Source organism: Ectobacillus polymachus, assembly GCF_048159605.1.
GTDB lineage: Bacteria > Bacillota > Bacilli > Bacillales > Bacillaceae_G > Ectobacillus > Ectobacillus polymachus.
On the sequence record NZ_JBLREB010000001.1, the window covers coordinates 1,067,819 to 1,082,349 of the forward strand.

The window sequence follows — 14,531 nt, forward strand, 5'->3', positions numbered from 1 at the left end:
ATAGTAGCTCATATGAGGGGAGGAAAAAAGATGAATAATCGAGATTGCTATAATCTTTGTTGCAAATATCACGGAAAAGTGGTTCGTATACACGATAAGTCTGGAAAAACTCACTTTGGTAGAATCACGGATATTACCGAAGAATCTGTTTGGATTGAGCCAGTTTCAAAACGCAAATTCAATGGTGGATTTGGCTATGGTCATAGATTTAGCGATGAAGATATTTTTGGATTTGATAGATTTGATAGATTTGATAGATTTGACAGAAGATCTGACAGAAGGTCTGATAGAAGATCTGACAGAAGATCTGACAGAAGATCCGACATAAGATCTGACAGAAGATCTGACAGAAGATCCGACAGAAGATCTGATAGAAGATCTGATAGAAGGTTTGATAGAAGATTTGATAGATTTGATAGATTTGATAGATTTGATGGTTTCGGCGGCGGAGCTGCAGTTGAACTTGCCTTTGGATTTATAGTAGGAATCTCATTAGCAGCCTTATTCTTCATTTAATAACACAAATAAGAGAGCACTAGACAAACGTCAAGTGCTCTCTTGTCTATTTTGTATTCATACTCGGCAAAGAAAAGAACGATGACCTAAAGTATGTTGATATTTGGCAATGGTTTCTTCATGCTTTGCTAACAAATTATAATAGGAAGGATGAATATCAGGAGATACATCCCAGTTCGGTACTTCCTTTTGTGCATGGATAGAAGCAGCAAAGGTACTACCTTCAATCAACTGTATGGTAGAAAAGCATTTCGTAAGATGTGAATACCACTGCTGCTCAGTAAGAAACTCCTTCGTTCCGTACATGTTGCGAAGTTCCTTCTCCTCGTGCTCTAAAAGTGTCCATTCTACACTCATTTCGATACAAGCGAAATATCCGCCTGGCCTGAGTACTCGTTTACATTCTGCAAGGGTTTGTTTCACATTTGTAAAGGCAATTACTGACTCTGAGAGAACCACATCAAATGTGTCATTTTCATAAGGAAGCGACTCTACCGACCCTTTTATAAGGGAAACGGCCGCTTTTTCATGTAACACACGCCTTGAGGCTTTCGCTATCATAAGCGGATTCGAATCAATTGCTGCCGTCTTACAACCATATTGATTTGCAAGGTAAACTGCCGTTCTTCCAGTACCACATCCAGCATCTAATACAGAGCTTTGGGAAGAGAGCGGTATTAACTTTAGCAAACGTTTCGTATGAGCGAATCCACCAGGATGAGCACTACCAATTCCAAGCTGCGCCAGCATATCTAAATACATATTTTCCATGTATCTATCACCCTTCATACAACCTCCTACCATTTGTATGTAGAGAAAAGGAAAATGTGCAAAAAAAACAGGGAGTAAATTCTCCCTGTCCTTTCAAACTGTATCATTCTTAATGTTCTTCAATATAAGCCCATTTGTAAGTGTAGTCGCCACCAAAGTTATTTCTGATTAGACCTTTCACGTATGGACGTTGAGCGAAAGAATCACCACGTTGGTATACTGGAGCAATTGCTGCATCGTCAAGCAAGATTTTTTCAGCTTTCGCTAATTGATTCAAACGTTCCTTTTGATTCGTAAGCAATGTTGATTTTCCGTCGGCAATAATCTTGTCGTATTCAGCGTTTGAATAGCTCATTTCATTCATTGCACTCTTGCTTTCAAACATATCTAAGAACGTCATTGGATCTGGATAGTCTGGGCCCCAACCAGCTAATGAAAATTCATAATCTTGAGCTGTTTCAAGTTGTAATTTTTGCTTAAATGGTTGTTGCTTAATATTAACAGTTACACCAGGAAGGTTCTTTTCTAATTGATCTTTAATATATTCGCCTGTCTTCTTGGAAACTTCTGTATCATAGTTTAATAACTCAAGTGTAATTTTGTCTGTACCAAGTTCTTTCTTGGCAGTATCAAAGTATTCTTTTGCTTTTGCAGTATCCGTTGGTAATAGGTTACCATATTGGCTACGGAAATCTTTACCGTCAGCACCTTTTACAAAGTTCGCAGGTACAAGGAAATCTGCAGGAGCGGATCCATCATTTAAGATTACGTTTGCCAAGCCTTTTTTGTCGAATGCCATTGCTACAGCTTTACGTAAGTTCTTGTTTGCAAACACAGTATCTTTGCCATTACGTTTTTCATTCATACGTAGGAAATAAGTAGATGGAATAGGCTCTACAACGAATTGATCCTTTTTACCTTTATACTTATCAACAAATTCAGAATTAAGCTGAGCACGATCCACTTGGCCGGATTCATACAAGTTTACACCTGTTGGATAATCTTTCACAACACTTGTATCAATTTCAGTCAATTTAACGGATTTGTTATCCCAATATTGATCATTTTTCTTATATGTCCATCCTTGCTCATGCTTCCAATCAGAAAGGACGAATGGACCATCATATAATGTAGTGCTTGCTTCTAAACCGAATTTATCTCCTTGTGCTTTCACAAACTTTTCATTTAAAGGATCAAATGTTGGGAAAGAAGTTAATTCTACGAAGTAAGGAACTGGGTTTTCCAATTGTACTTCTAATGTATTGTCATCAATTGCTTTCACTCCTAATGTATCAGGAGCAGCTTTTCCTTGATTGATTGCTTGAGCATTTTTCACATCAAACATAATATATGCGTATTCTGCTTTTGTAGCTGGATCAACTGCACGTCTCCATGAATAGACGAAGTCTTTCGCAGTTACCGGGTCACCATTGGACCATTTTGCATCTTTACGAAGCTTGAATGTGTACGTCTTGCCGTCATCACTCTTTGTATACGATTCAGCAACACCTGGGGTTGCTTTTTGATCCTTATCAAGGCGATAAAGACCTTCCATAACATTGTTCATAACATTCAACGATACTTCATCCTTAGCAAGCGTGGAGTCCATTGAAGGAATTTCAGCACGTTCATTCGTTTTTAGCACTTGATTAGCCGCTAACTTTCCTGAACCACTGCTTGCTGTATTGCTGTCTTTTGTACCGCATGCACCTAACGCTAAGCTGGCAACGAGTACAGGCGCAACAATAGCTGCTATCTTTTTCTTTTTCATTTGTGTACCCTCCTTGATTATATGTATCCAGTGACTAGTAGAAATTTTCTTTACTTTCTCTAAAGTTTTACTAGTAAAATTATCAGAAAATTTCTATTACTGAATATTCTACTAAATTTTAAAAATTTGTAAAGTACTATTTCAAAAAAAATAAATTTTTATTTATTTTTCATGACAATCGTCTCATATTTGTAAATAAAAGGAATTGTCGATATGGATTTATGCATATTAACACTTATATTACCTTATATAACATAAAATGGTATATAACATTTTATGTTAATTCAATCATCTTTGGTTGCGCTTTCAAAAATGATATTCTTCCCCCATCTATACTCTTAACTTTACCCGAATCTATTAGAGCTTATGAATAATAGCAGTGATGATTTGTTGGAAATTTCCAATAATAAAAATAAAAGAAGCTAACCAGCTGTGCATATGGTTAGCTTCTTTTCTCATTATAACAGAGCTTTTTCTCTATTATTTAAGCATAAAGTTGTTCTACACTCTTTTGAATCGCTTCATCATCTAAATACTCATCATAAGAAGTTTGTTTATCTACCATTCCATTTGGTCCAATTTCAATAATACGATTTGCAATTGTTTGGACGAATTGATGGTCATGTGAGGTAAATAAGAGAGTTCCTTTAAATGCAATTAAACCATTATTTAACGCGGTTATGGATTCAAGATCAAAATGGTTCGTTGGCTCATCAAATGCTAATACATTCGCACCGCTTAGCATCATTTTAGAAAGCATACAGCGAACCTTTTCTCCTCCAGATAGAACCTTTGCTAATTTCATTACTTCTTCACCTGAAAACAACATTCTACCTAGAAAGCCACGCAGGAAGCTTTCCGATTCATCTTGAGGGGAATATTGACGTAGCCATTCTACTAACGTTAATTCATTGTTTTCAAAGTAAGCAGCATTATCTTTCGGGAAATACGCTTGTGATGTCGTTACACCCCACTTAAAAGTACCTTGATCCGGCTCCATTTCACCTGATAATATTTTGAATAAGGTAGTGTAAGCAAGCTCATTTCTACCAACAAGTGCAATTTTATCACCTTTATTTACTGTAAAGCTGACATTATTAAGAACTACTTCTCCATCAACAGTCTTCGTTAATCCCTCAACGCGAAGAAGATCATTTCCAGCCTCACGATCAGGAGTAAAGCCTACAAATGGATAACGGCGTGATGAAGGACGAATATCATCTAACGTAATTTTATCTAATAACTTTTTGCGTGAAGTTGCTTGTTTGGCTTTCGATGCATTCGAACTAAACCTAGCAATAAAGTTTTGTAATTCTTTCATTTTTTCTTCTTTTTTCTTATTTGCTTCCTGCGACAATTTCAGTGCCAGTTGACTAGATTCATACCAGAAATCATAATTCCCTACATATATTTGAATGCGACCAAAGTCTAAGTCAGCCATATTCGTACAAACTTTGTTTAAGAAGTGACGATCATGGGAAACGACAATGACTGTATTTTCAAAGTTTAACAGAAAGTTTTCAAGCCATCGTACTGCTTTTATGTCCAAATGGTTTGTCGGTTCATCAAGAAGAAGGATATCTGGTTTTCCAAATAATGCTTGTGCTAACAAGACTTTAACCTTTTCAGCACCCGTTAATTCTGCCATTTTTTTATGATGAAGTTCCTCTTCTATTCCAACACCCTTTAATAGAACCGCAGCATCTGCTTCAGATTCCCAACCATTCATTTCTGCAAATTCAGCTTCCAATTCTGCTGCGCGCATTCCATCTTCATCGCTAAAATTTTCTTTCATATATATTGCATTTTTCTCTTGCATGACTTCATATAGGCGAGCATGTCCCATAATCACTGTTTCAATTACTTCATGGTCATCAAATTCAAAGTGATTTTGCTTTAGAACAGCAAGACGCTCTCCAGGAGTAATAAATATATCTCCGGTATTTGCTTCAATTTCGCCAGATAACACTTTTAGAAACGTAGACTTTCCAGCTCCATTTGCACCGATTAGACCGTAACAATTTCCCGGCGTAAACTTTATGTTTACATCCTCAAACAACTTTCGGTCTCCATATCGTAAACTTACATTGCTAACTTGGATCAATGTTAATTTCCTCCAAACGTTTTGAGTTACATTTATATTGTACTATACGTAGCAAAGAAGCGTAAACTCTATGATAAAATACAAAAAGACATTTATACCCTTGTACAAATGTCTTTTTTTAATCTTGTAATGTGTAAAAATTGCGCATGAGTCAACACCTTTAGTTTTTATTGTATAAAACTATAAATTTAAGGATTGAAAAAACTCTGCTAAACTAATACCTAAAGCGAAACATATTTTTTGCAAAGAAGAAATGGTAGGACCACGCTGTCCTCTTTCTACCATACCTATAAAATTTTTATGCAGGTTAGATTGTTGTGCAAGATCTGCCTGAGATAAACCATTTTTCATTCTTTCTGTTTTAATTGTACTTCCAATTTTCATGAGTAACTTTTCTCCGTTTTCCATTGTAATCACCCATATATACATGATATTACCAAAAACAATACCTGCACTCCTTATAAAAAGTCAGAACACTTTCTCGATTGTCATCAGCAAAAAGTTAACCTATTTACTCCTTTCTTTTTCTGTTTTTCTACGTTAATAATATAACAAACTCTTTTCTATACACAATACTTTGATTGTTAAGATATTCTATAATTAAATAATACTAATCTGCCTATGCAGAATAAAAATAAAAGCCTATGTATACGAAAGGATGAATAGTAATGAAAGATTCTCATTATGAATTTGCTATGTTTGCAGGAGGATGCTTTTGGTGTATGGTTAAACCATTCGACGAACTTCCTGGTATTATACATGTCATTTCTGGCTACGCAGGTGGAAACATAGAATATCCTACTTATGAGCAAGTGAAAACCGGTACAACTGGTCATTATGAAGTAGTACAAATACAATTTAATCCTGCTGTATTCTCGTATGAAAAACTTCTTGAACTCTACTGGCCCCAAATTGATCCTACAGATGAAGGCGGGCAATTTTTTGATCGTGGATCACAATATCGAACTGCAATCTTCTATTATACAGCAGGGCAAAAAAAATTAGCTGAAGCTTCTAGACTCGCTATAGAAAGTAGCACTCGCTTTACAAAGCCTATTGTAACAAGTATCCTTCCCGCTAGTACCTTTTATGAAGCAGAAGAATACCATCAGCACTTTTACAAGAAGAATCCCGAAAAATACAAACAAGAACGAATCGAATCAGGTCGTGCTGCATTTATCAAGGAAAACTGGAAAAAATAGCAGATGATTCTGTTATGGGATATACAAATCAGGGGCTTTTTAGACTGCCCCTACTTTTTATCCTTATATTTCAAAATTCGGCGGGTAAAGACCATCCCTATTTAATAAAGCGAATCGTAATCGGATAATGGAAATGCTGGCCATCATTTGCTTTAACTGCAGCAATTATTGCAATAACAAGTTGAAACACCGCAAGTAATGGGAAGAGTATAAGTCCGATGAGTACAATGGATAATAACCCTGCAGCAATATAATAAATAAGCATCGTAATTTGAAAATTTAATGATTCCTTTCCTTCTTGATCTACAAATGCACTTTCATCCTTCTTAACTAACCATATAATTAATGGTCCTGCAATAAATCCGATAACTGTAAAAAAACCAGTTAAGGATGAAAGGTGGGCAAACATCCCCCACAGTTTTTCGTCTTTTTCTAATTCCTTCTCTGTCATAATCTCACTCCTCATTTCTATTTGCATACATTTTAATAATCATATGGAAAGCCATGTTACTAAATAATATAGAAGTACATGTACAAATATGTATGTAAGTAATGAATTTATCATGTTCTTTTCATGTGAGCACAGGTAAGCGTATACATATGCATATCTATTTCTAATTCGGTAACTATAATGGAGAATGGAGTGGAAATACATTTGATTTTACAATCAGGAACATTCTACTGGCCGACAACATTACCAAATAGACCCGAATATAGCCCCTTAGAAGAAGATATTACATGTGACGTTCTTATTATTGGAGGTGGAATCTCAGGTGCACAATGTGCCTATATCCTTTGTCATACAGGCCTAAAGATCGTTGTAGTAGAGAAACATAAAATTGGGTCTGGAAGCACAGCTAGTAATACTGCACTCATTCAATATTTAGGAGATAAGATGCTACATGAGCTAGTCAATAGCTTTGGCGAAGAACAAGCAATTCGGCACACGATACTTTGCCGCCAAGCAATCAACGAAATTGAGTACGCATCCAGACATCTATCATTTGATCCAAACTTTATACGAAGAGATACCCTTTACTTTGCAAGCTATGAAGAGGATGTTCAAAAATTACAAAACGAGCTATTTTATCTACAAAAACATAGTTTTGCTGTAAGGCTATTAACTGAAAAAGAAATTAGTAAACTATATCCTTTTCAAAAGAAGGCCGCACTTTATCTATATAACGATGCCGAAATCAATCCGTACATCTATACGATTGGACTCCTTGATATGGCAAAACAAAAAGGCTCTAATATTTATGAAAATACAGAGATCATTGGAAAAGTATTTAAACAAGACGGAGTTATTTTCTACACGAAGCACAGACATCGTATTGCTGCAAAACATGTAATTATAGCTGCTGGATATGAAGGATTATTATTTAAAAAAGAAAAGAATGCGGTGATAAGCAGTACTTATTCTGTTGTAACGAATTCCGTTGCAGACTTATCAGATTGGTATAATCGAACTCTAATTTGGGAAACAGCACGCCCTTATCTTTATATGCGAACAACCCATGATAATCGCATTATTATAGGTGGATTAGATGAACAGACCTCAGACCCTCAAGAACGAGATGCAAAGCTGATTCATAAAAAGAAAGCTCTCATTCAAGAATTTAACAAACTATTTCCAAATATTCACGTACAACCAGAATTTACAGTAGCTGCTCATTTCGGAGGCACCCATGACGGCCTACCTATTCTAGGTATATATGATACGAAGCCGAATTGCTACTTTCTATTTGGATACGGAGATAACGGGACAGTATATAGTATGGTTCTCGCATCACTAATACGTGATATCATTACAAAAGGTTCTCATCCTAATATAGATCTATATTTACAAACAAGACCTATGATTCATATAAGGTGAACCTTCCCACCTTTGCTTTTACGGACCCTACTATGAAGTTGGTCTTACTGCCCTTAAATAAGTGCTTAACCAAAATATAAAAAAGACAATTTTGTGACGAAGCAGGAATATAATAGGTATTGTATCGAAATTATATTTTACGTAATAACGTGCACTCTTCAAAATTTTTTTACTGAAGAAAAGCACCTGCTCATGGAATAACCTGTAGCCGATTACGAATAAAGACTACAAAGGAGTGGTGAGGATGAACTTTGATATTTTATCAGAAGAACAAGAAAGGCAAAATATTCATTACTACTGTATTTCCGCTGGAAATCATCGCTATGATTTAACTGTCATTTATTCCGTGAAGTTTTTAGGGAAAGCAATGGTCGTCTCTCTTCAAAGTGAGCGTATGGCTCTTTTATGCGATGACGATATACCAAATACCAATTACTGGGCACCGAAGCTAGGCATAGAACCAGAAGATGTTACGGAAGTAGGAAAGTTTTTAACATATTTATTAGGACAAGAGCTCCATGCAGATCAATATTAAATAAGACATAGATTATAAAGAAAGAGGGTATCCTAAGGACCCTCTTTCTTTATGAATTCATATCTTTCTTATGTTGATGATGCCCATCCCATTTATGAATGAAGCCATTCTTTTCAAGAGTATTGTAACGCTCTTGCAATCGAGAAATGATTGCGTCTCCCTTTTCCTTCGATATCACCCCATATTCTACATATTTAGAAATAACTTTTTTCTTTTTTTCTAAGATGTCACGTTCAAGAGATGAAATCTCCTTTTTTTGTTCAGTCGTAAGAAGTTTTGTGGGCTTCATTTCATTTGCATGTGCAAATCCTTGCCATTGAAATAACAGTATAAGCGAAACAACAATAGAAGTTAAACCTTTCATACTAACACCCCTTTCATGATATCTTTGGTTAGTTTCCCAAAAACGGAGTATACTATTCAAACAGTATATGTTTACGAAAAAATTGAATAATATCCACGTTACTTCTTCTTACATTTATTTCCACTATTTGCTTTAGTCTGTTATAGAAACAAAACCCTTTACGAAATGGTACCAATACAGTACAATGTTCTGAATATATCAAGAATCTTTGCTATCACTTATTATTCATGATTGAAAACTACTCAATTTCTAGAATGTAATGTTAACAATGGAAATCTTACTGCAAGGGAGAGAATGTTTATGCGTAACGTGACATTAGAGCAATTATACAGCCATCGGATTGTACAGAAGTTTGTCAATCGTTCTGGAATGGTACATGCCATATCTGTTGCCTATCATGCGTTTCATTTGGCAAAAGAGCATAACATTTCTGTTGATTTAGCTACCAAAGCCGGATTTTTACATGATATAGGACATTACACATGGTATAGCAATGGTAAATGGGACTATGATTTATATAAAAAGAATGATATTCATGCAATTAAAGGAGCCGAACGAGCTCATAAGCTTCTTATTCGATTAGGAGAAAACCCAAAGGATGCAAAGGAAATTGCACTTGCCATCCTACTTCATACTGATTCTTATCTACCCGATGCCATTATACAAAGAAGTACGTTACAGCAAATTGTAAAAACGGCAGATGAAATGGATGAAGAATTAGGTGGAAGCCATCATTACCGTAGACTCTCTCAGGAGAAAGCACTCGGTGCAATAAAACGGTTAGATGAAATGATAACGGATCATCTTTCAACCACTCTAATGTCTATAAAAGATCTTCCAGATAAACCTAACAACGATAAAAAACTAGTTCATGAATGAAGACTAACCGGGTCCCCCACTTCGGAGTTTCTCTCTAGCCTTAGAAACTGAGGGCAAAACCCCGTTATCTTGGAAGTACAAAGAAGACGGACACTTTTTCTGAGTTAGGTGGGGAAAACTTTTTTCAACATACATCTTAAAAGATTGGTAAACAAAAAGTACTCATAATGAGTACTTTTTGTTGGTTTATAAAAAATCTTTAACGAATTTTTTCGTCCTTTGTGTGCTCATAATATTATATGTAAGACTACCGTGAGCTGGTTTCGCGAACCATTACCGCATCTTTATCCTCTATCTCAGCTTCAATTTGAGAGTTCTTCGAAGACTCTCCCATAGTCCAGTAGACGATCACACCCAATGCACAGCACGCTGCTACGTAGTAGAAAAAGAGTGACTCATGTCCAATACTCTTAAGCCATAATGCAATGAACTCTGCTGTCCCTCCAAATAAGGCAACGGTAATACCATATGGTAATCCTACGCCAAGAGCACGGATTTCGGTCGGGAAAAGCTCGGCTTTTACAATGGCATTAATAGATGTGTATCCAGTAACAATAATGAGAGATACCATCATAAGTAAGAAAGCAATCATAGGGTTCTTTGTTTGTTGCAAAAGTAGGAAAATCGGTACGGTAAGTAACGTTCCAAGGATACCGAAACTAATCAATATTGGGCGACGTCCGATGCGGTCAGACAGCATGCCAACGAGCGGTTGAATGACAACGAATACAAGTAAGGCACTAAAGTTGATCCAACTTACGATCTCTTTAGGAAGGCCAACTGAGTTCACCATGAACTTCTGTAAATACGTCGTGTAGGTATAAAAAGCAACCGTTCCACCGATTGTAAGTCCCACCACTGTTAACACAGCCTTAGGATATTTCATCAACGTCCGAACAGTCCCAGCTTTCTCCCGGGTTTCAGACCCCATGTTAGAGAACTGCTCTGATTCGTCCATCGTACGCCGGAGCCATAATACAGCTAATGCTCCTAATGCTCCAATGACGAAAGGAATTCGCCAGCCCCAGGACTTCATATCTGCTTCGTTCAGCATTTGCTGAAGGATGATTTGCACACCAAGTGCCACTAGTTGTCCGGATACAAGGGTAACGTACTGGAAACTCGAGTAGAAACCACGACGTCCGCTTTTGGCCATCTCAGACAGATACGTTGCTGAAGTCCCATACTCACCCCCTAATGACAATCCTTGCAACAGGCGGGCAAGAACTAGAATAATAGGAGCAAGTATACCAATGGAGCGATAACCTGGAGTGATGGCAATAATGAAAGAACCACAAGCCATTATCGTGATGGAAAGAGTAAGTGCGGCTCGGCGTCCATGACGATCAGCGTATCGTCCCATCAATAAGCTGCCTAGTGGGCGCATCAAGAATCCGACAGCGAAGATGGCTGCTGTGTCGAGCAATTGGTTGGTTGGATTTCCTTTTGGGAAGAATTCTGCTGAAAAATATAGGGCGAAAGCAGAATAGACGTACCAGTCGTACCATTCAATTAGATTTCCAATCGAACCTTTTAAGATATTACTTGTGATGCGTCGCGTCTCTGTGCGATCAATAGATTGTGCCATGATACATCCACCTCTTCCCTTTTCTAATAGTATCAGTAGGTTTAAGTTTCATTTATTCCTTGCAAAAGAACATTTGAAAGCGTCTTCAAATTTTAACGCTTAAACAATAAGAAGAATTATGATTTCGTGCAAAAAACTTAGACAGCTCATTTACTGGCAATTTTCATTCGAAACAAAGTGAAACTTTCTTTCCCAAGTAGAGAGTTTTTTTGTATCCTGTTAAACCCGTATAAACGGGCAGTAAGACCCCCACTTCAAAGACTATAGAGAAATTAGTCTTTAGTGGAGGACTCCGTTATATACCCGATTGGTCGATAAACTAGGAAGAAGGATTATGATTCTAGTACAAAAAGGACAAATTCACAGGTGATGTTCGTTAAAGTAAGCTTTCCTTGAAGTAGGGTTTTCTTCCACCAGTAAAACGCTTAATTTTGAACTTTCACTTCCTCAAAAGGCCATGATGGAAGCATTTTGTTAAGAGGTTTATCTTGTCGATACCCTAGAGCATATTCACCCTGCATGATTGTATGGATCTCTCTTGTTCCTTCATAAATAACTGGAGCCTTCGCATTTCTCAAAAATCTTTCGACTGGATATTCATTGGAATATCCATATGCGCCATGGATTTGAACAGCATCATTTGCTGCTTCAAATGCAGCGTCACAAGCTATCCATTTCGCTAGTGAAGTTTCTCGCGTGTTGCGTTTCCCTTCGTTTTTTAACCATCCGGCACGATAAACTAGTAAGCGAGATATTTCTAGATTGGCAGACATTTTTGCAATCATTTGCTGAACCAATTGATGTTTTCCAATCTCTTTTCCAAATGTCTTACGTTCATGACAGTATTTGACGCTTTCTTCTAAGGAAGCATTGATGAGCCCACAAGCACCTGCTGCTACTGTAAATCTTCCATTATCTAACGCAGCCATCGCAATTTTAAAGCCTTCCCCTTCTTGTCCTAATAAATTTTCTGCTGGAACGCGTACTTCCTCTAGGAATACTTCACCTGTGTTGCCTGCACGAATACCTAATTTCCCTTTAATAGCCTTTGTTTTTACGCCTGGGAACGTACGTTCAACGATGAAACAGCTGATGCCATGGTGCGCCATATCACTATTCGTTTTGGCAAATATTAAAAAATTGTCGGCTACATCGCAAAGGGAAATCCACGTCTTAGAACCGTTTAAGATATAGCTATCGCCATCCCGCTTTGCTGTCGTTTGCATCGCAGCAACGTCAGATCCTGCATTAGGCTCTGTTAACCCAAATGCTCCAACCTTCTGACCACGAGCTTGCGGAACGAGATATTTTTCTTTTTGAAACTCATTTCCCCATTGCAACAATGTCATACTGTTCAATCCAGTATGAACGGATACAGCTGTCCGGAATGTTGTATCTCCGCGTTCTAATTCATCACAAACAATTGCGAGAGTATTATAATCCATTCCAACACCGCCATATTGCTCTGGAATACATACCCCCATCAACTCTAAATCAGCTAATCGTTTTAAAACGCCTGTTTCAAAGTGCCCCTTCTCATCCCATTCTTTAATAAAAGGATTAATCTCACGGTCAACGAATTTACGTACTACTTTCTTAACGGATTCTTGTTCTTCAGTTAGCGCAAAATTCAACATATCAAATTCCTCCTATATAATGTGTTTTGATTTCATTTCTTTAATTTGTTCCTCCGAATATCCTAACTCCATCAAGATATTCTTCGTATGTTCACTATAAAGCGGAGGATGTCTCCTCATCTTTACAGGAGTTCTTGATAGCTTGAGTGGACTGCCGACCAGCTTAATCGATTCTGCAGTTGGATGGTTCATTTCGACAACCATCTCCCTTGCCTCAACTTGCGGGTCTGAAAATAGTTCTTGTAAATTATTAATCGGCCCATTCGGAATCTTAGCTTCTATTAATAATTGTTTCCAATCCTTCGCCGACCTTTGTTTCATCCTGGAACAAATGATTTCGATCAGTTCTTCCCGATGCTTTACTCGATTCGGATTCGTAGCAAATTTTTCATCCTTTGCTAGCTCAGGCATTCCGAGTATAGAAGCAAATTTCTGGAACTGATTATCATTTCCTACTGCAACAACCATATCTTGATCGAAAGTTGGAAAAACTTGATACGGAACAATATTCGGATGCTGATTTCCTAACTGCCCTGGAATATTCCCAGATATTAAATAATTACTCGCTACATTGACCAGTGCTGAAATTTGAGAGTCAAAGAGAGCGATATCAATCTCTTGTCCTACACCAGACTGACTTCTTTCTTGCAATGCTGCTAAAATACCAATGGTCGTGTATAAACCGGTTAATACATCAGCGATAGCTACCCCAACTTTCATCGGACCTGATGCTTTTTCACCGGTAATGCTCATCAATCCAGCCATAGCCTGAATTATGTAGTCATAACCAGGTTCGTCTTTATATGGGCCATTTTTCCCAAACCCTGTAATGGATGCCAAAATGATGCTAGGATTTACTTCTTTCATCACGTCATAACCTAAGCCTAACCTGTCCAGTGTTCCCGTTTTAAAATTTTGTACAACTACATCGGATTGAGATACAAGCCTTTTGAAAATTTCCTTTCCCTCATCCGATTTTAAATTTAATGTTATAGCTTGTTTATTACGATTAGCACATAGATAGTAGGCACTTTCTCCTCCAATATTAGGTGGACCCCAAGAACGTGTATCATCTTTGGATAAAGAGCTTTCTACCTTAATTACATCAGCACCTAAATCGCCTAGAATCATCGTGCAAAATGGTCCTGCCAAAACTCTTGTTAAATCAAGTATCCTAATATTATTTAAAGCGCCTGACACCCCCATCTCCTCCTTTAAAAATGAAAAAGCCAGTCAAACTACAAAGAAACATTTGTAGTTCGACTGGCTTTTTGTTTAAGCTAATGTC

At 37.2% G+C, this 14,531-nt stretch carries 14 protein-coding genes; 5 read left to right on the plus strand and 9 right to left on the minus strand.

What is annotated here, in order from left to right; translation table 11 throughout:
• Positions 1 to 30 precede the first annotated feature (30 nt).
• Positions 31 to 516, plus strand: coding sequence for a hypothetical protein (locus tag ACM5BR_RS05420; protein ID WP_416826565.1), 486 nt, complete (start codon positions 31 to 33; stop codon positions 514 to 516).
• A gap of 57 nt (positions 517 to 573) precedes the next feature.
• Here the strand turns inward: ACM5BR_RS05420 and ACM5BR_RS05425 are convergent, their stop codons facing one another.
• The 4 genes from ACM5BR_RS05425 to ACM5BR_RS05440 all read right to left on the minus strand — a co-directional run bounded on the left by ACM5BR_RS05425 (position 574) and on the right by ACM5BR_RS05440 (position 5,570).
• Positions 574 to 1,287 (minus strand): class I SAM-dependent methyltransferase, encoded by a 714-nt coding sequence (locus ACM5BR_RS05425; protein WP_416826567.1) that lies wholly within the window; start codon positions 1,285 to 1,287, stop codon positions 574 to 576.
• 109 nt (positions 1,288 to 1,396) lie between these two features.
• Positions 1,397 to 3,058 (minus strand): peptide ABC transporter substrate-binding protein, encoded by a 1,662-nt coding sequence (locus ACM5BR_RS05430; protein WP_416826569.1) that lies wholly within the window; start codon positions 3,056 to 3,058, stop codon positions 1,397 to 1,399.
• A 484-nt stretch (positions 3,059 to 3,542) separates the two neighbouring features.
• On the minus strand, positions 3,543 to 5,162 hold the full coding sequence (locus ACM5BR_RS05435) for an ABC-F family ATP-binding cassette domain-containing protein (RefSeq protein WP_416826571.1): 1,620 nt from the start codon (positions 5,160 to 5,162) through the stop codon (positions 3,543 to 3,545).
• Positions 5,163 to 5,342: 180 nt separating this feature from the next.
• Positions 5,343 to 5,570 carry a helix-turn-helix domain-containing protein gene (locus tag ACM5BR_RS05440; protein ID WP_416826572.1) on the minus strand — a complete coding sequence of 76 codons (228 nt, stop codon included), beginning with the start codon at positions 5,568 to 5,570 and terminating at the stop codon, positions 5,343 to 5,345.
• Between the two features lie 260 nt (positions 5,571 to 5,830).
• Between ACM5BR_RS05440 and msrA the strand changes: the two genes are divergently transcribed.
• Entirely contained in the window at positions 5,831 to 6,364 is a 534-nt protein-coding gene (gene msrA / locus ACM5BR_RS05445; protein WP_416826574.1) for a peptide-methionine (S)-S-oxide reductase MsrA, read from the plus strand.
• Positions 6,365 to 6,461: 97 nt separating this feature from the next.
• On the opposite strand, the gene ACM5BR_RS05450 is transcribed toward msrA, so the two are convergent.
• A complete protein-coding gene (locus ACM5BR_RS05450) occupies positions 6,462 to 6,815 on the minus strand; it encodes a DUF4870 domain-containing protein (protein ID WP_416826576.1) in 354 nt (117 codons plus the stop codon).
• A gap of 204 nt (positions 6,816 to 7,019) precedes the next feature.
• Between ACM5BR_RS05450 and ACM5BR_RS05455 the strand changes: the two genes are divergently transcribed.
• Together ACM5BR_RS05455 and ACM5BR_RS05460 are read left to right on the plus strand one after the other, a co-directional pair.
• Positions 7,020 to 8,240 (plus strand): NAD(P)/FAD-dependent oxidoreductase, encoded by a 1,221-nt coding sequence (locus ACM5BR_RS05455; protein ID WP_416827844.1) that lies wholly within the window; start codon positions 7,020 to 7,022, stop codon positions 8,238 to 8,240.
• 244 nt (positions 8,241 to 8,484) lie between these two features.
• Positions 8,485 to 8,775, plus strand: a complete 291-nt coding sequence (locus tag ACM5BR_RS05460; RefSeq protein ID WP_416826578.1) for an SAV0927 family protein — start codon at positions 8,485 to 8,487, stop codon at positions 8,773 to 8,775.
• A 49-nt stretch (positions 8,776 to 8,824) separates the two neighbouring features.
• Here ACM5BR_RS05460 and ACM5BR_RS05465 read toward each other — a convergent pair whose 3' ends face one another.
• On the minus strand, positions 8,825 to 9,139 hold the full coding sequence (locus tag ACM5BR_RS05465) for a YckD family protein (protein WP_416826580.1): 315 nt from the start codon (positions 9,137 to 9,139) through the stop codon (positions 8,825 to 8,827).
• Positions 9,140 to 9,439: 300 nt separating this feature from the next.
• Between ACM5BR_RS05465 and ACM5BR_RS05470 the strand changes: the two genes are divergently transcribed.
• Positions 9,440 to 10,018 (plus strand): HD domain-containing protein, encoded by a 579-nt coding sequence (locus tag ACM5BR_RS05470; RefSeq protein WP_416826582.1) that lies wholly within the window; start codon positions 9,440 to 9,442, stop codon positions 10,016 to 10,018.
• Positions 10,019 to 10,265: 247 nt separating this feature from the next.
• Here the strand turns inward: ACM5BR_RS05470 and ACM5BR_RS05475 are convergent, their stop codons facing one another.
• The 3 genes from ACM5BR_RS05475 to ACM5BR_RS05485 form a co-directional block, all read right to left on the minus strand.
• Positions 10,266 to 11,606: an MFS transporter gene (locus ACM5BR_RS05475; protein ID WP_416826584.1), complete on the minus strand. Its 1,341-nt coding sequence runs from the start codon at positions 11,604 to 11,606 to the stop codon at positions 10,266 to 10,268.
• Positions 11,607 to 12,031: 425 nt separating this feature from the next.
• Positions 12,032 to 13,243: an acyl-CoA dehydrogenase family protein gene (locus tag ACM5BR_RS05480; RefSeq protein ID WP_416826585.1), complete on the minus strand. Its 1,212-nt coding sequence runs from the start codon at positions 13,241 to 13,243 to the stop codon at positions 12,032 to 12,034.
• A 12-nt stretch (positions 13,244 to 13,255) separates the two neighbouring features.
• The gene (locus ACM5BR_RS05485; RefSeq protein ID WP_416826587.1) at positions 13,256 to 14,443 is read right to left on the minus strand and encodes a CaiB/BaiF CoA transferase family protein; all 1,188 of its coding nucleotides are present in this window, start codon (positions 14,441 to 14,443) and stop codon (positions 13,256 to 13,258) included.
• Positions 14,444 to 14,531: the final 88 nt, after the last annotated feature.